This is a genomic window from Pseudalkalibacillus sp. Hm43, assembly GCF_051842935.1.
GTDB lineage: Bacteria > Bacillota > Bacilli > Bacillales > Fictibacillaceae > Pseudalkalibacillus.
In genome coordinates, this window is the sequence record NZ_JBPXRR010000002.1 from 119743 (window position 1) to 137518 (window position 17776).

Annotated in this window: 15 protein-coding genes; 7 read left to right on the forward strand and 8 right to left on the reverse strand. The window is 45.5% G+C overall.

All coding sequences use genetic code 11. The features are described 5' to 3' along the window. Positions 1-64: 64 nt before the first annotated feature. From ACSVDE_RS16995 to ACSVDE_RS17015, 5 genes are all read right to left on the reverse strand, one after another. Positions 65-763 carry a Na-translocating system protein MpsC family protein gene (locus ACSVDE_RS16995; RefSeq protein WP_439302159.1) on the reverse strand — a complete coding sequence of 233 codons (699 nt, stop codon included), beginning with the start codon at positions 761-763 and terminating at the stop codon, positions 65-67. Positions 764-878: 115 nt separating this feature from the next. Then, entirely contained in the window at positions 879-2156 is a 1278-nt protein-coding gene (locus tag ACSVDE_RS17000) for an ATP-binding protein (protein ID WP_439302160.1), read from the reverse strand. A gap of 93 nt (positions 2157-2249) precedes the next feature. Next, positions 2250-3206, reverse strand: coding sequence for a lipase family alpha/beta hydrolase (locus ACSVDE_RS17005; protein ID WP_439302161.1), 957 nt, complete (start codon positions 3204-3206; stop codon positions 2250-2252). A 120-nt stretch (positions 3207-3326) separates the two neighbouring features. Beyond that, a complete protein-coding gene (locus ACSVDE_RS17010; RefSeq protein WP_439302162.1) occupies positions 3327-3632 on the reverse strand; it encodes a hypothetical protein in 306 nt (101 codons plus the stop codon). A gap of 93 nt (positions 3633-3725) precedes the next feature. Next, on the reverse strand, positions 3726-3977 hold the full coding sequence (locus ACSVDE_RS17015) for a hypothetical protein (RefSeq protein ID WP_439302163.1): 252 nt from the start codon (positions 3975-3977) through the stop codon (positions 3726-3728). A 488-nt stretch (positions 3978-4465) separates the two neighbouring features. Here ACSVDE_RS17015 and ACSVDE_RS17020 point away from each other — a divergent pair, with 488 nt between their 5' ends. The 5 genes from ACSVDE_RS17020 (at position 4466) to ACSVDE_RS17040 (ending at position 9259) form a co-directional block, all read left to right on the forward strand. Further along, positions 4466-5164 carry a DUF1287 domain-containing protein gene (locus ACSVDE_RS17020; RefSeq protein ID WP_439302164.1) on the forward strand — a complete coding sequence of 233 codons (699 nt, stop codon included), beginning with the start codon at positions 4466-4468 and terminating at the stop codon, positions 5162-5164. 187 nt (positions 5165-5351) lie between these two features. Continuing rightward, on the forward strand, positions 5352-6197 hold the full coding sequence (locus ACSVDE_RS17025) for an ABC transporter ATP-binding protein (RefSeq protein WP_439302165.1): 846 nt from the start codon (positions 5352-5354) through the stop codon (positions 6195-6197). After that, positions 6148-7074: an iron-hydroxamate ABC transporter substrate-binding protein gene (locus tag ACSVDE_RS17030; RefSeq protein WP_439302166.1), complete on the forward strand. Its 927-nt coding sequence runs from the start codon at positions 6148-6150 to the stop codon at positions 7072-7074. Before ACSVDE_RS17025 ends, ACSVDE_RS17030 begins: the two co-directional genes overlap by 50 nt. A gap of 173 nt (positions 7075-7247) precedes the next feature. Next, positions 7248-8255, forward strand: coding sequence for a FecCD family ABC transporter permease (locus tag ACSVDE_RS17035; protein ID WP_439302167.1), 1008 nt, complete (start codon positions 7248-7250; stop codon positions 8253-8255). Continuing rightward, on the forward strand, positions 8252-9259 hold the full coding sequence (locus tag ACSVDE_RS17040; RefSeq protein ID WP_439302168.1) for a FecCD family ABC transporter permease: 1008 nt from the start codon (positions 8252-8254) through the stop codon (positions 9257-9259). The genes ACSVDE_RS17035 and ACSVDE_RS17040 overlap by 4 nt, the downstream gene beginning before the upstream one ends. Positions 9260-9436: 177 nt before the next feature. On the opposite strand, the gene ACSVDE_RS17045 is transcribed toward ACSVDE_RS17040, so the two are convergent. Both ACSVDE_RS17045 and ACSVDE_RS17050 read right to left on the reverse strand, forming a co-directional pair. Next, entirely contained in the window at positions 9437-12493 is a 3057-nt protein-coding gene (locus ACSVDE_RS17045) for an efflux RND transporter permease subunit (RefSeq protein ID WP_439302169.1), read from the reverse strand. Between the two features lie 190 nt (positions 12494-12683). Then, entirely contained in the window at positions 12684-13892 is a 1209-nt protein-coding gene (locus ACSVDE_RS17050; protein ID WP_439302170.1) for a S8 family peptidase, read from the reverse strand. Positions 13893-14355: 463 nt separating this feature from the next. Between ACSVDE_RS17050 and ACSVDE_RS17055 the strand changes: the two genes are divergently transcribed. After that, entirely contained in the window at positions 14356-15888 is a 1533-nt protein-coding gene (locus ACSVDE_RS17055; RefSeq protein WP_439302171.1) for a flavin monoamine oxidase family protein, read from the forward strand. A gap of 135 nt (positions 15889-16023) precedes the next feature. Continuing rightward, positions 16024-16947: a zinc-dependent metalloprotease gene (locus tag ACSVDE_RS17060; protein ID WP_439302172.1), complete on the forward strand. Its 924-nt coding sequence runs from the start codon at positions 16024-16026 to the stop codon at positions 16945-16947. 229 nt (positions 16948-17176) lie between these two features. Here ACSVDE_RS17060 and ACSVDE_RS17065 read toward each other — a convergent pair whose 3' ends face one another. Then, complete coding sequence (locus tag ACSVDE_RS17065; protein WP_439302173.1) at positions 17177-17731, reverse strand: hypothetical protein; 555 nt, start codon at positions 17729-17731, stop codon at positions 17177-17179. Between the last annotated feature and the right edge of the window lie 45 nt (positions 17732-17776).

Below are 17776 nucleotides of genomic sequence, written 5' to 3' on the forward strand. Positions count from 1 at the left end.
AGCCGAGAAGTATCAAACCTTCTCCGGCTTATGTCTAGCTCTATTGTCCAGCTCATTTCCACCGCTAATTATTCGGTTTCATTATGAAAATTGTAAAACTTTGATCTTTCTTGAAGTCCCAATCTATGAAGTAATCTTCAATATCGCATTCAATTTTTGAAGAAATTCGTTCAACATTAAGCATCCGCTTCTCGATTTTACCTTTCGACAAGCGTAAAACTTCTTGATGACCATCGTGGATCAGCTGCTTTTCAATTTCAACGAGGAGTCCTTCCCTTACAACAATCAACGTCCTGTCGTTTACTCTTAATGAAAAGATCTTCTCCGGTCTTTTCTCCACTTTTTCACTCATCAGGATTATTTCATCATGAACCGTATCCTGCCCAGAATAAGGCGCATACGTTGCATCCCTTGAAAATGGTCCGACGCCTAAAAATACGCCTGACTGATTTTCGAGTGACCAGTCGTAGTACAGTCGTTGCACATCAATATCGGTGACCGTTTTGATATAGGACTTGATCTCATCACTGATCTTATCCATTACGAATTCGCGGGTCTTTTTCAACGTTTTCTCATGATTCCCGCTGTACAGGACCCTTTCCGTTGCGGACATCAAATCTTTCACATAAATCGTCACGAACGGATCCGAAATTGATACATAAACAGACCCCGGTCCTTTACCGAAGTGATCGCGCAACACCTTTCCGACAAAGCTTGAAATATCCGATTGTTTCGTTTTCAAATCTGAAGACGGAAGCGTCATTTCCTCCATCCTTTCTCTAGTGTAAAGGCTATGTACGATTTTGAAAAGTGGTTCAGCCTTTTTCGAATACTTTTTACTATAAATAACATACCCATATTCCATCCATTGAAAACAATTATTTTACAGATAATGGAACGTTTTCTGAAGGCTTGATCGTCGGTAGAAAGACCGTAACCACTGTACCGACATTCGGTGAGCTCTCATAATTGACCTTACCGTCCATCGACTGGATGATCCGCAGCGAAACGGTCGTACCGAGACCCGTCCCTTTATCTTTCGTCGTGTAAAACAATGTGCCAATCCGATCAAGCTGCTCCTTATTCATCCCTTTTCCAGTGTCTTTGACAGTCAGTTTCGCATAAGTCGAATGCTCGGTCAACTTGATGGATACTGACCCACCATCACCCGTTGCTTCTATGGCATTTTTGACGAAATTGACGATCGCCTGCTTCAGCTGGTTGCGATCCGTCTTAATGACACACCGCGTATCCAGATCGACCTCAAGCTGAACCCCTTGCTTCAAGGCCAGTGGTTCCATTAGAAAGAGCACCTCATAAACGACATCCGACAACTGACATTCTTCAATCTTCTTGAATTCAGGCTTCGCGAAGTTCAGATAGTCGTTGATGATGGCCTCAGCTCGTCCCAATTCACTTAAAACGAGGGGAATATATTGCATGCTTTCCCCTTTATTCTCCTTTTTCATCAGCTGCAGGAATCCTTTTACCACCGTCAAAGGATTACGGACCTCGTGTGCGATGGATGCAGCCAATTCTCCCAACGTATTCAATTTTTCAGAGCGTTGGATTTCTGCCTTCATCAATTTACGCTCGATGACCATCTCATACAATAATGCTGCAAATCCGATCCCAATGATCTGGATCGCGCCGAACAAGAAAATATTGACCCAGATTTCCTGATTCGTACTGAAACCGACGGTGAAGAGATAGGAAACGAGAATACAGAACATGACAACCGCGGGCCAGGCTCCTACAATGAGTGCCATCTGGACCCTCTTTTTCGGTTTGTATTGCATGAATTTCCTTGAAAAAAGAAACGGAACGAAAGCAGCCGCCGTACCGCTGATATAACCGAATACGAGCGCATCTCCACCTAAAATCGTCCGGGTAACAAGGATGGTGATGAAAACGATCGTCCCCGCTACCGGACCACCATACAAACAAGCGAGCACGAGTGGGACATACCTGAAATCCCAAAAAAGACCATAGCTATAATAAGCGAACACCATACATAGACATGCTGCAATACCATGCAAAATTCCATAAATATAGGGCAATTGCCGATCGTTGTGACGTTTTTCGAACAAGACACCATAAATCAAAACAGGAGCGAGGAAAATCAACACATGAAGCAGAAGCTTCTCAGCAAGCATGGGTAAACCTCCAAAACATAATTAGTACATTCAGTATTAAATACGACAATTGTAATGATTTTCCTTTCTGAAAAACCAGGAAAATTATCCTCTTTATTGACGAAGTTTGCTACGTAGAATCGATTCACTTTTATAGAGGGTTTCAATGTGTGTCCCGTTCAAGGTGTGTTGATCTCCATCTAGGAGAAATACGCTATCCATCGCGGCATCACCGTCTCCGAGATTCGTATAAGCCGCACCGGTCACTTTTCCGTCGGACCATTGGATGATTGATTGGGATGGGACCACTTCTAGGTAACGGATCGTCTCCTCGTCCGTCCCTGCAATCAGCGTGACATTGATGTTCCGTTCCTGAATGATGTCCCGCTCAGCATTCAATTGATCGAGCCATGGATTTTGCGCTTTCATGTCTGGATAATCGACAAACATCCTCGAACATCCTTTTTCGTTCATGATCAAATAGTTTCCATAATCCCCACACGGCATGATGTCCTGAAGCCCTTTGAAATGATTATGGATCACTTCGATCTTGTTCGACTTATACCGCTTACTGAGATAGGCGAGGTACATCTTCATATAAAAATGGACGAAATTGAATTGGGTCGGTGCATTGAGAGGCAGCTCCCCTCCCGTCCAATAGCTGTAATTCGGCGGGGATCCCGCATTCGGTGTACATAGGATGATCAGCTGATCGACGTCGTCCTTGTATTCCTTCCCCTGTACGTACGCTCTCGTCACAAGTCCGCCCATGCTATGTGAGATGAGGTTCACCTTGTCTGAACCCGTCACCTGTTTTGCCTGTTCAATCGTCTTTTTCAAATAATGGCTCGCCGAATGCTCGATTCGCTGACTCCAATCGTAAAAACAAACGAATAAATTGTGGTTCCTCCGATATCCCATCGTTTCGAGCATCAAGACGAACGGCTCATAAACCATTCCCGCCAAACCGAAGCCCCAACTCCCTGTTCCGGGGATGATCACATCACTCATAGAACCGAACAATCCTGGCACAAACACGACAGGTGTCTTTTTGAGAGAAAGGTGATTCACATTCAACCTCCTATGAAAAAGTCTTATGTAAAAAGGTATGCCGAATATGTCGGGGAAACGACGTTTAATCTAAAAAAGACTGGCTGAAATCATGCCAGTCCTCGTCCTTTAGAAATGATCCTAAAAATCGTCTTCTGCAAAATAGAAGTCTTCTCTCGTCATCATTTCACCTGCAACATCGTTCCCGTTGCCGTTTCCATTTCCGTTGCCGTTTCCGTTGCCATTTCGTCTTCTACCTGCTGCTGCCGCTGCCGCCGCTGCTGCTGCTGCTGAACCTCTACCAGCTGCTGCCGCTGCTGAAGCTGCTGCTGCTGCGCCACCACCTGCTGCTGCCGCCGCTGCCGCTGCTGCTGCCGCACCTCTTCGTCTATTGTTATTGTTGTTCATCATTTCTCCAGCAACCATACCGTTATTTCGATAACACATACAATCACCTCCTTGCTCTATTATTATATTGAGGTGATGATTAATAGAAACGGCGCTTGTCCAAATCTATTAAAAATGGATGATTTACTAGATTTACGCACGCGGTGCGGCAGTAAGGGTTCTCACGTTCAAGGCGTATTCAGGTCTCATTTCTTGTCTGCCGATTTCGGCCGAAGCTCTTGCTTCTGCATCCGGTCCGATTCCTATGGAAACGGCTGCTGTAATGTCTTCCTCACTCGCGGATCCAGCTGCTACATCCGATCCTTGTTCGATCGAATCCATCGCTGATTCAACAGCCCTATCAATCACTGCTCTCACTTGTTCTCTACGACTCCCAAGACTCATGTTCTTAAGCCTCCTTCATCTATACCAATTACTACTAGTATATTGAGGAGAAGAGGCGAAGGAACGGCAAAAATACTAGTTTAATAGAATTTTTGCTAGACTCTAGTGGAATTTTGGTAGGGAGAGATGTTATCCTGCTCGAAATCTTTTTTTCCTCTCATTTGGAGGAGGATAAGTCCTCTATCCTGCCCGAAATCTCTCCCTCCTCTCATTTGGGGAAGGATAAGCCCTCTATCCTGCCCGAAATCTCTCCCTCCTCTCATTTGGGGAAGGATAAGCCCTTTATCCTGCCCGAAATCTCTCCCTCCTCTCATTTGGGGAAGGATAAGTCCTCTATCCTGCCCGAAATCTCTCCCTCCTCTCATTTGGGGAAGGATAAGCCCTCTATCCTGCTTAAAAATACGATCCATCCCTCATTTTGGGTACGCTATTCCGACCACCATCTAGTATAATAGTAAAAAATGGATATCGGAGTGTGACGTAATCCAATGAAATGGCTGAGGAAATTCACTATAACAATAGTAGTCCTGATTGGCTGCCTTGCCGCTATCACATTGCTTTTCCGTGATGGCATCATTCTGGATTCATTAGGGATCCACCTGGAAAACCCGTTTGCCCAAACGGTCGAAGTGCCACCCCTCTACTCAACGGTCGATAAAAACGAAAACGGCACACCAGATCCAATTGATGTCGTGAATGCGGCACGAATAGAAGTGGATCAGCGGACAACTTACGAGAGTAACTACTATGCGGGCGGTTATCCCCCAGACGATGAAGGGGTTTGTACGGATGTCGTTTGGAGAGGACTGTTCGGTGCAGATATTTCGTTGAAAGATCTGATGGACCAAGACATCGCAGCCAACACCCAACTTTATCCACGTGTGAACGGAAAACCAGACCCGAACATCGACTTCCGCCGTGTCCCCAATCAAAACGTGTACTTCAAGCGGCACGCGCAATCGTTGACGACCGAAGTCATCCCTGGGGACGTAGAGAACCTGAAGCAATGGCAACCTGGTGATATCGTCGTTTTCCTAGACGGATTCCATCATGTCGCGCTCATCTCCGATAAACGAGCGAAAGATGGGACGCCTTATGTCATCCACAACAACCAGCCATTTGCGGCGGAAGTAAAGCTCACTTCCTTCAGGACACCCATTGCGGCGCATTACAGATGGAACTTCTAAACTTGTAAAAGCGAACAAAAGGCAGCTCAACAATCCTGTTGAGTCTGCCTTTTTTATCTGAATTAACTGATTATCATTCTCAATATATGGTTGACACTCGTAATCTATCGGTTTATAGTTAACAAGGTAACGATAGTGATAATCATTATCAACGGTATTTCATTTTTATTAAAACGGAGGTTTCGGCATGGTTCGCTTACATACAAAGGATCTGAACATCGGATACGGTGAGCATCATATCGTCAAAGATCTCAGTGTTGAAATTCCGGATCAGAAGATCACAACCATCATCGGGCCCAACGGTTGTGGAAAATCAACGCTTTTGAAAGCGATCACCCGGATCATTCCCCACCAATCCGGTACGGTTCTACTAGATGGAGAACAGATTTCCAAGCAGAATACGAAGCACCTCGCCAAAAAGATGGCGATTTTGCCTCAAACACCTGAAAGTGCCAGCGGCTTAACGGTCGCCGAGCTCGTCTCTTATGGTCGTTTTCCTTATCAAAAAGGCTTTGGTCGCCTGACGAAAAAGGATTACGAAATGATTGACTGGGCGCTGGAAGCCACCGGGACGATGGAGTATAAATACCGTTCAGTCGACGCCCTTTCCGGCGGACAACGTCAGCGTGTCTGGATTGCGATGGCTCTTGCTCAGGAAACGGAAATCATCTTCCTAGATGAACCGACTACCTATCTCGATATGGCGCATCAGCTTGAAGTACTTGAACTACTCCAAGAGTTGAATGCCAGTGAAAACCGGACCATCATCATGGTCTTGCATGACTTGAACCAAGCCGCACGGTTCGCGGATTACATCATCGCTTTGAAAAATGGTGAAATCGTGAAAGCTGGTGGTTACGAAGAGGTCATCACGCATGATGTCCTGAAGGAAGTTTTTCATATCGATGCGGAAATCGGCCGTGATCCTCGCACCCAAAAACCGATGTGCATCACCTACAATTTACTAAAAGGAGAAAACATACATGAAAAAGCTATTCATCCCGTTCGCACTCTTGCTGCTTCTCATCATTAGTGCCTGCAGCTCTGCATCCTCTGAAAATGGAGAAAACACATCCAAAGAAAACGATGAAAAGAAATCCGGAACGATTACATACGAATCAGAAAACGGTCCTGTAGAGGTGCCGGCAGACCCACAACGCGTCATCGTCCTCTCATCTTTCGCTGGTAATGTCATGGCATTGGATGTCAATCTTGTCGGTGTAGATTCTTGGTCTAAAATGAATCCACGATATGAGGAACTGAAAGATGTAGAAGAAGTTTCCGATGAGAACTTGGAAAAGATCATCGAATTGGATCCTGATCTCATTATTGGTCTCTCTACAATCAAAAACGTCGACAAACTTCAGGAAATTGCGCCAACTGTCACTTACACTTACGGTAAAGTGGATTACCTTGAGCAACATATTGAAATCGGTAAACTATTGAACAAAGAAGAAGAAGCAAAAGCATGGGTTGAAGATTTCGAAAAACGCGCAGCAGCAGCTGGTGAAGAAATCAGAGCAGAAATCGGTGAGGATGCGACCGTTTCTGTCGTCGAAAACTTCGACAAGCAGCTTTACGTATTCGGGGACAACTGGGGACGAGGTACGGAAATCCTTTATCAAGAAATGAACTTGAAAATGCCTGAAAAGGTAAAAGAAAAAGCGCTTGAGCCTGGATACTTTGCATTATCAACTGAAGTCCTTCCTGAATATGCAGGAGACTACATGATCATCAGCAAAAACCCGGATACAGACAACTCTTTCCAAGAGACGGAAACGTATAAGAACATCCCAGCGGTCAAAAACGATCAAGTTTTCGAAGTGAATGCGAAAGAATTCTACTTCAACGACCCGATTACATTGGACTTCCAATTGAACTTCTTTAAAAAAGCGTTTCTTGGCAACTAATACATGATGAATAATGAAGGGTGACCTGAAGGCGATACTGCCCTTTCAAGGTCACCTCTTTCATTTAAGTTTGATGGAATTAGTTGATTCCCGCAGGAGTCTCGTGAATTTGACTTCATCAACTCTTCTAAAAAATTGAATTTAAAAAACTATTGAAGAAAGATGCGATACATATGAATGATCAACCGAAGCGTTTTTCACTTGTTCTCAAGTTCATAATCGGCTTATTCGTCTTGATTGGTTCCTTTTTGATCGCGATGATTCTCGGTGCTGCTGACACGACCGTGAAAGAGGTATGGCTCTCCCTCACCTCTCGCGTCACAACTGACACCATCGTCATGCTCCAGGAGATCCGTCTTCCGCGAGAAATTGCAGCGATTTTCGTAGGCGCAGCGCTTTCTGTTTCCGGCGCAATCATGCAAGGACTCACAAGAAACCCACTCGCAGACCCAGGATTGCTTGGACTTACAGCTGGTGCGAATGCTGCGTTGGCGGTAACACTCGCCTTCATCCCGGCAGCCAATTACTTCGGCATCATGATTGCTTGTTTTGTCGGTGCTGGAGTCGGGGCACTCATGGTCTTCGGAATCGGTATGATGAAAAAAGGCGGCTTCTCTCCACTCCGGATTGTTCTTGCCGGCGCTGCTGTATCCGCTTTTCTGTACGCGTTTTCAGAAGGCATCGGCATCTATTTTAAGATCTCCAAAGATGTTTCCATGTGGACAGCTGGCGGCATCATCGGTACGACTTGGAGTCAGCTTCAGATAATCGTTCCATTCATCGTGGGTGGTATCGTAATTGCTCTGGCGCTTTCTCGGCAATTGACGATCCTAAGCTTGAACGAAGAGGTCGCTGTCGGCCTCGGACAGAAAATCACCCAGATCAAAGCGATCCTATTTGTCGTCATTATATTACTCGCAGGCGCTTCAGTTGCATTGGTCGGAAACCTGGCCTTCATCGGTTTGATGGTGCCTCACATCGTGAGAGCGATCGTCGGTACCGATTACCGAGCGATTTTACCAATGTCGGCTGTCCTAGGGGCCTCGTTCATGCTTATTGCTGATACATTAGGAAGGACAATCAATGCGCCGTATGAAACGCCGGTTGCAGCTATCATCGCGATCATGGGTCTTCCTTTCTTCCTGATTATCGTACGTAAAGGAGGTAAGGCATTCTCATGATTCATCCTTCCATCATTCGAAAACAACGGGTGACCATCACGTTATTGTTCGTGCTGATTGCTGTCACATTCGTCTTCGGAACCGGAATGGGCTATGCCTCCCTTTCTTATGATCGTCTCCTTCCAACGCTTCTCGGTCAAGGAACATTCAAGGAGGAATTCGTGCTCTTTTCCATCCGTCTGCCCCGTATTCTTATTACGATTTTAGCCGGAATGGCACTAGCTGTATCCGGAGCTATCCTGCAGGGCATAACGAGAAACGACCTCGCTGACCCAGGAATTATCGGAATCAACTCAGGCGCTGGTGTCGCCATCGCCTTATTCTTCTTGTACTTTCCGATTGACGAAGGCTCGTTTATCTACTTGCTTCCGGTCGTAGCCTTTATCGGAGCGTTAGTGACAGCGATCTTGATCTATCTGTTTTCTTATCAAAAAAATACTGGGCTACAGCCGGTGAGACTCGTTCTGATCGGTGTCGGTTTTTCGATGGCCTTCTCAGGTGTGATGATCGTACTCATCTCCTCTGCAGAACGGTCGAAGGTCGATTTTATCGCAAAATGGATCGCCGGAAACGTATGGGGGACGGATTGGCCATTCATCCTTGCGCTACTTCCGTGGCTTCTTGTGCTCATTCCATTCACCTTATATAAAGCAAACCGACTGAATCTGTTAGGGATGAATGAGCCCGTCGCGATCGGAGTCGGCGTTTCCATTGAAAAAGAACGCATCACCTTGTTGTTGACCGCGGTCGCACTTGCAGCTGCTGCCGTCTCTGTCACTGGCGGCATCGCGTTCATCGGTCTGATGGCACCGCACATCGCCAAAGCGATCGTCGGTCCACGGAATCAGATGTTCATCCCCGTCGCTATCCTCATCGGGGGCTGGCTCTTGCTTCTAGCTGACACGATCGGACGCAATGTGTTTGAACCGACAGGTATTCCAGCAGGGATCATGGTCGCTCTGATCGGAGCGCCATACTTCATGTACTTGTTATTGAAAAAGTAAAGAAAACTCGACTCAGCCAAGCCTTTTGGCGATGGCTGAGCGTTAGTTGTACTTATACTTTATCCGTAAACTTCTTAACAACGTCGCTTATCGTCTTGCTAAAAAGTTCTTCTCTTTAAATGTGTAAGAAAAGAAAAGCTGGTCGAAACCAAATTCGACCAGCTTTCCTTATGTCTATTAACTCGCTTGTTCAGTCAATTCATCTTGCTTTTTCGCCTTTTTCTTTCTTCTGAAGATTTTCTTGAATCCTCTACCGAAGTCTGCGAACAGCATGTAAACCGCTGGAATCAACACGAGCGTGATCATCGTCGCAAACAATAAGCCCGAGATAACGACGATCGCTAACGGTGCCTGGTAGTTTCCAGATGCTCCGGATGCAAGTGCTAACGGTAGCATCGCTCCTGCTGTCGTCAGCGTCGTCATGAAGATCGGACGCATACGGTTTTTACCGGCTTCAACAAGGGCTCCAGCTGAATCCAATCCTTCGTTTCGAAGCTGTTTCGTACGGTCGATCAACAAGATCGCGTTATTCAGTACAATACCAATCAGCATGATGATCCCCATACCGGACATCGTGCTCAATTCACTTTGCGTGATGAACAACCCTATGATGACACCGACAACCGTCATCGGAATGACCGACATGACGACGAGTGGATGCACAAGGCTGTTGAACTGGATCGCCATTACGACATAAACGAGGAAGATTGCGATGAACAGGATCATCAGCATTTCCTGGATCAGTTCTTGTTGTTGCTCCAGATCACCCGCAGTCGATACGGTATAACCTGCCGGCGCATTATATGAATCGATCACTTTTTGCACGTCACGGTTGATGGAACCGAGGTCACGTCCCTCGATGTCCGCAGAAATCGTGATGTACCGCTCCCCATCTTCATGTGAGATCTGGTTCGGAACTTCGGATTGCTCAAGTTCTACGTATTTGGATAGCTCCACCATGCCATTCGGAGTTGGAATTTCGAGATCCAGCAAATCGTTCTTCGTTGTCAGCTTCTCATTGACACCAATCACGATCGGCATTTTCTCTCCATCTGTCGTCATTTCTCCGACTGGCATCGTCATCGAAAGCTGTTCGATCGATTGCTTGATTTGTTGTGGTGTCAGACCATCTTTTTCAATCGCATCTTCTTTCAATACGATTTGTTGTTCAATCGACTGACGTTCATTCGTACTTGCAACGCCTACGATTCCGTCGATTTCGTTCAATTCATTGGTCAAGTCATTGGAAATTGCTTTAAGCTCCCCGAAGTCTTCCCCTTTTACATTGATTTGTACAGGCGACCCACCGCCCGCTGACATCATGCCGCTGACACTTTTTACAGGGAGGTCTTCCGTCAATGTACGGAGTTCACTCATGATATCTTCGTTCACGACATCTTGCTCTCTCGTGATGTCGTCTCCTTTAGTCATGTTGATCAGGATGAAGAAGAAGTTTCCATTATCAATGACATAATGACTTTCAACATCTTTTACGTTTTCCAACCGTTCGCTTGTCGCATTCACGATTTTCTCACGATCATCCAGCGAGATACCTGGCTCCATGTTCACCATCACTTCGGAATATCGGTTGTACATGTCCGGCATGATCGTCATTGGAATCTTCGTCACTAAGAACAACGAACTGACGAGTATAACGAAGAACAAGCCGAGCATCGCGAAACGGTTCCGTTTCTTTCTTCCCATCCATGCAACGGTTTTCCCATATCCACGCACAAGGAAGTTCTCTTTCTTGCCGATTTTGGATTTCTTTAATCGTAAAAAGTTCTCAGAAAGCGTCGGGATGAGCGTGAACGCAATCAACACGGAGCTGATCAGCGTCACCGCAATGACGACCGACAGGATAATCATGAACTTGCCGACTTCTCCACCCATTAATCCGACTGGCAGGAACACGACAATTGTTGTCAGCATCGATGCGAAGACAGCTGTCGCCACCTCGCGCGTTCCCTCAAGTACGGCCTGCACATTCGCGTATCCTTGTTCTTTTTTACGATAAATGGACTCCAGTATGACGATGGACGAGTCGACCATCATCCCGATTCCAAGTCCAAGAGCGATCAAGCTCAGCATGTTGAAGCTGTAATCCAACAACCACATCGATAAAAACGTAAGCAAGACCGATGTCGGAATGGATAGTCCGATGATGATGGTCGCTCTCAAGTTGCGTAAGAAAATAAGCAAAATCGCAAGTGCAACAATCGCCCCGATGAGGATGTTGTCTGTCACCCCGCTGATTGCATCTTCCACATAGTCAGCTTGAGCAACGACTTCATTCAGCTCAAAGCCTTTAACAAGATTTTCGCTGCGGATCTCTTGCACTTCCGCACGGATCGCTTCCGCCATCTCGATTTGAGTCGCATCGGAAACACGGCCAATCTGTACAAATAGGAATTCATTCGTTCCTTCTTTCCAGACCGAAGTTGTGGTTTCAGCAGCCTGCATCTTGATGTCTGCGAACGTATCAAGCGTTTCCACCCCTTGAGCGGTCGGAACACGCAAGTCTTTCAGATCGTCGATATTGGAAAAAGACGTATCCCAACGAAGCGTCGGTTCATTCTCTTCTTCTGAAAGCGTACCGAGCGTCGCTTCTGCATTTTCATTTTGAATCAACCCGATGATTTGTGCCGGGTCCAACTGGTATTCTAGTAATTTTTCACGGTCGAGTTCAATGAGTACTTCGTTTTTCTCAAGACCCATGAAGTCCACTTCGCGCACTTCAGGCAATGCTTCAAGACGTGGCTTCAGCACGTCTTCCGCAAATGCCGTCATATCTGCCATCGAACCATCCGACAGGTCCATGTAAAATTCAAACGACTGGTTCGTCGACATTTGATATGTAAAAACATCTTCGACTCCAGGTAATTCCGATTTCATTCCTTTGACAGCCGCTTCGACTTCCTTGTAGACGTCATCCCCACTGCCACTTTCAAAAGTTAGATTCATACTCACGCGGCCGATATTCGTTTCGGAGTTGACATCCTCCACCCCATCGATACCGGATAACCTTTGCTCAATTGGATTGGTGATGACTCGCTCGACTTCAGCAGCATTCATTTCACCTGCCATCACGTCGATGAATGCCCCATCAAAATCGATCGGCGGCATCAATTCCTTATCTAGTTTCATCGTTGCGAAGGTTCCTGTAATCAAGACGAATACGAATAACAATCCGACAATGATCTTTCGTTTCAAAAACAACTGCAACAACCTCATCTGATTTCCCCCAAACCTTTTTCAAATTTTTCCATAACCCATTTTCATTGTAATACTTTGGTATTATCCCAACAACCTTAAGTAGTATATTTAAGGGAAAATTAAGATATTCTTTACAAACAAAAAAGTGGCTGAAAGTACAGGAAGTTCCTGCACCCAGCCACTTTTACAAATTGAAAAGGTTGTTAGATTAGTAGTTTACTGCATCGTAAGAGTTGATGCGTCCGTGCTTGAAGTACGTACCAGTGCCGCTTGTCGCGTCTGCAGTGTTTTCGATTGCAGCACGGATCTGTGAAGCACTACGGCCTTGTGCAGCTAGCAATCCTGCTAGTCCTGCAACGTGAGGAGATGCCATTGACGTACCAGACATGTACACATAACGGTTGCTTGGATATGTAGAAGCGATATCCACACCCGGTGCTGCAACGTCTACCCATGAAGCTCCCCAGTTAGAGAAAGATGCAAGTTGATCGTTGCTATCGACAGCAGCAACAGCAATTGCATTCGTGTAAGATGCTGGTTCGAACGTCGTGCTTACGCCATCGTTACCAGCAGCCGCTACGACTACAACGCCTTTGTTCCATGCATAATCAACTGCATTCTTCAAGGTTGTCGTGTTACAGTCACAGCCGAGTGATAGGTTGATGACTTCTGCTCCTGCATCAGCCGCATACTCAATACCATCAGCAATGTCCGCTAGCGAACCACTACCTTGAGCATTCAATACACGAACCGCAAGAATATATGTGTTCGGAGCCATACCTGCGATACCACGAGCGTTGTTCGTTTCAGCAGCAGCTGTACCAGCTACGTGCGTTCCATGACCATTCAAGTCCATCGGATACCAGTCATTATCAACAAAGTCATATCCTCGGATTGTTTTACCATCCAAGTCAGGGTGGTTATAATCGACTCCTGAATCCAGGATCGCGATCTCTTGGTTACTGCTTCCCTTTGTAATATCCCAAGCTAAGTTCGTATCAGTCGTCTTCAACCCGTATTGATATCCACTATAGTAGGTATCATTTGGTGTCCAAGTGGATTGGAACGTATAGTTCGGCTCCGCATACTCGACATTCGGGTTCTTGGAGAGCGCTTTGACAGCAGCTTCCACATTTCCGACTTTCAATACTTTGAACTTCGATTTGACAGCATCATCATCTGCCATTTCTTTTGCTCCTAATGATTTCAGAGCGTTGGATTTGAGTGAGTTGCCAACTCCATCTTTGAATTTGACGATGACTTCACCTTTTACATAGTTCTCTTTGACATCAGAGACATCGAGTGTTGAGACTTTTTTTGGTGCTTCCAGCTGATCGGTGGTTGCAGCCTCACCTACCATTGGAAAAAGTGCCATAGACGCAGCGAGTGACAGTGTAGCTAGTTTTTTGAACTTCATACTATACCTATTCCTCCCTCAAAAAGATTACTTAACCAATTCAGCCATTTTGAGGGAATTCCTGCGTATTGGGTATTGGGAAACTAAAAGTAAAACACGGGGTCAAAAGTCTGATTCGACAAGCCTGTTTTCCCAACCTTGAAAACGTATCTTTCACGTGCTGGATAACTTATACTGGAGGGTTAGGGTTTTGTCTGAATATTCAATTTTTTATTGTGTTATTTCTATAAAATTCTACATGAGGATTGATCTTGTAAGAGTTCGTGACACGAGGTTGTGACAGAAACCGTCAGGAGAGCGACTATAGTCCTCTTTCCAATTTCGACACGGTACCAGGTACAGACAAAGGTTTTTTAGTGTAAAAAATCTCTACAACCTACTATTGGAAACCTCCCCCATCTGGCATATCCTCCTATTCTTTCTAATACTTTGGTTATAGTGAACAAATATGAGGAGGGGTGACATGAGAAGGTATCCTTATGCTCGTAACCCTAAAGGTCCTTACAGACGGCGTGGGGTTCCAATCCGCCCGTTGAAGTATCCGGAAGATATGCTTGCCATCATCCAGGATGGACTTCCTAAAACCGACAACCCACAGGAAGTGATCATCATTGGGGCTGGAATGGCAGGTTTGGTTTCAGGATACTTGCTGAAAATGGCCGGACATGACGTGACCATTTTAGAAGGGAACGATCGGGTCGGTGGACGAGTTTATACATTGCGAGAACCTTTCACTCCAGAAAATTACTTGGACATGGGTGCGATGCGGATCCCTGTCAACCACTACCTCGTCAATGAGTACGTCAACAAATTCAACATCCCTTACAATGAGTTCATCAACGCGACCGAGAATGATGTGATCTATGCCAATGGGGTCAGAACGACACGCAAAGAATATAACCGAAATCCGGATGTGTTGAAGTTTCCGGTCGAACCCGAAGAAAAAGGAAAAACAGCTTCTGAATTGTTGATGAGTGCTGTCCAACCTTTTCTTACCCTCTATAACAACAGCAGCCCTGAACAGAAGAAAATTCTCATGAAGAACTTTGATCGGTATTCGATTGAGAATTATTTGAGGTTCAATCCGATTGGCCCTTCTCTTTCTCCTGAAGCCATCCGTATGGTCAAAGTTTTACTCGGAATAGAAGGCTTTGCCGAACTTTCCTTTACGAACATCCTCTTCGATGTCGTCAATACCGTTTTTAACGAAGAGCTACAGTTTTATGAAATGACCGGCGGAAATGATCAACTCCCCTTGGCTTTCTTTGAAGAATTAAAGCCAAACATCAAATTCAATGAAAAAGTCAATAAAATCACCTCGAAACCTGATGAGGTCATCGTTCAGGCTAAAAATACAATCACCGGACAAAAGACGGATTACACGGGTGATGCGCTAATCGTTGCCATCCCGTTCTCGGTCTTTCAATTTATTGAAGTGGAACCATTTGAAACCTTCTCTTTTGAAAAATGGAAAGCGATCCGCGAGTTGCCTTATGTGGCTGCTGTCAAAATCGGTATTGAATTCAAACGTAAATTCTGGGAAGAGGAAGGATTGGGCGGTGCGAATGTGCTCACGGACTTTCCGAACCGTTTTACGTATACACCGAGTCCAGGAGTCGAAAAACAAACCGGCGTCGTCCTTGCCAGTTACAGCTGGGGGGATAATGCGAAGCTTTGGAACGCCCTGTCCGAGGAGGAGCGAATCCAGCAAGCACTCGAAGATTTGGCGAAGATCCATGGCGATCAGATCTATGAAGATTTCCTGAACGGTGCTTCCTTCAGCTGGAGTCAGAACCCGTTCTCGGCTGGATGCTTCACGCTTTTCAAACCGAATCAGGCTGCGACATTTCCTGAATACATCCGACGTCCGGAAGGCCGGATTCATTTTGCGGGAGAACACGCATCCGACTTCCAAGGCTGGATCGAGGGCGCTGTCCAATCCGGTGTGAGAGCGGCACATGAGGTGAATGCACGTTCCAGATTTTCTCCTATATAAAGCATTCTTTAAGAAAAAGAGGTCTTTCCTCATAGACATAATTCGGGATAAATCGACCCTTAGACCCCCGAGAACTAGGTGACAAGTGTGCTAGATTAGTAGACGCACGAATCAAAAACCTAGGGGGTAAAAGGAATGAAAGGTAAAAAATTTGCAGCATTGACTCTCGCACTATCTCTCACTCTAGCACCAGGATTCACCAGTGCAGAAGGTCATCACGACCATCAAGATCACCATGAACCAACAATGGTAGACTCTCAAGGAAATGAAGTGAGCATCGGTACTCTACCGAAGGCGAAAACAAAAGGGAAAGAAAACTTCGACCAACCAGCTGAAGTTGAAGAAACGACAGTTGCAGAAGTTTTAGATGAAAATAAGAACAAAATCGGTGAAAAGAAATTCGAAAAGAACAGCGATAAAGTGAACAAAAAAGAAAAGAAAAATAAGAAAGAGAAACACAACTCTGAAGGCGAACTCTGCATCCTCTTCTGCGGTGGCGGCGGTGACCCTGGAGACGGTGACGGAGATACTGACCCAGGCGCAGCTCGTGTCGTAACGGTATTCGTTGCAGTTGATGAAGAATATCGCGCAGCGCACAGCGACTGGCAAACACGCACACAAAACATCGTTGAAAATGCAGACAACGGCTTCCAACGGGACCACAACATCGATTTCCAAGTGAAAGCATTCGGTCAATGGTCTTCTCAAGGACGCAACGCTTCTGAGATTTTACAAGACTTAGACCGTGATTGGAACGGTACAGGACATGATTTCCTAGTCGGATTCACTCGTGACTCCAACTTCAACGCAGGTGGAATCGCGTACGTATACAATTCTTCCCCTTACGGAAGCGCAGTATCGGTCAACCTTGATCAAGGTACAACGAACACTTGGCACGCAGCACAACACGAATTCTCTCACAACTACGGTCTTGGACACGATCCTCAAGGTAGCGGCATCAAGTGCATCATGAACTATGACTACTCTTACAGCGTCGACTACTGGGATCAAGACCACGACAATGAAATCCAAGCCCACAAAGCCTGGTACGGAAACTAAGTTCTATATTTGGAAAAAAGAGCGACCTTTTGCGGGTCGCTCTTCCTTATTGTGTTTTGTTTGAGGGATCTAGGTAGATCTTACTGTTTTCAAAGACTGGTGCTGATTTTTCTAAAATGCACCGGTTTTTTTCTAAGACTGAGTGCTATTTTTCTAAAACACGTTACTGTTTTTCTAAGATAAAGTGGTTTTTTTCTAAAACAAGGAGCGCATCCACTATTGAATCGCTCTAAAATAGATCTTCCAGCTCCAATTCTTCGTCATTCTGATCAAACAGTTTCATTTCGTACACATCGTTCCCTGTTTTCGCCGCTTTTTCTTCCATACTAGGCTCTTTTTCATACCAAACGAAGAAATTTTCCCCGGCTACATCAATCTCGAAGACTTCATCATAAAAGGTGAACTCGATATGATCGAGTTTTCCACTCAAATTTTCACCAAATAAGACCGTGTACATCCCTTTATTGGTTTCAACCGATTGATGGGCAACTGTCGTGTTTTCCACGAATGTTCCATAGTACTCGTACCTGTTCAACAGCGGAGTTTTTTGGAACATGGAGAGCTGGATGCGGGACTTCCCTTCAATCGTCCGGATGAACACAAGGTAACGATCGGTTCCTTCTATATGTACAGTTTCAATATGCTCCCCTTGCTCAGCTACCCCACCTGGTCCATTCAATTCTTCTGCAAATGTCTCTATGTCCGTAATCGGATATAAACCATTATAAATGTATACAATCGTCGAAACGACAATCGCAATAAAGATTACCTTTTTATTTTTCATGAACCCTCCCCCTCTATTTCCATTATATAGAAGGAGGATTAAATA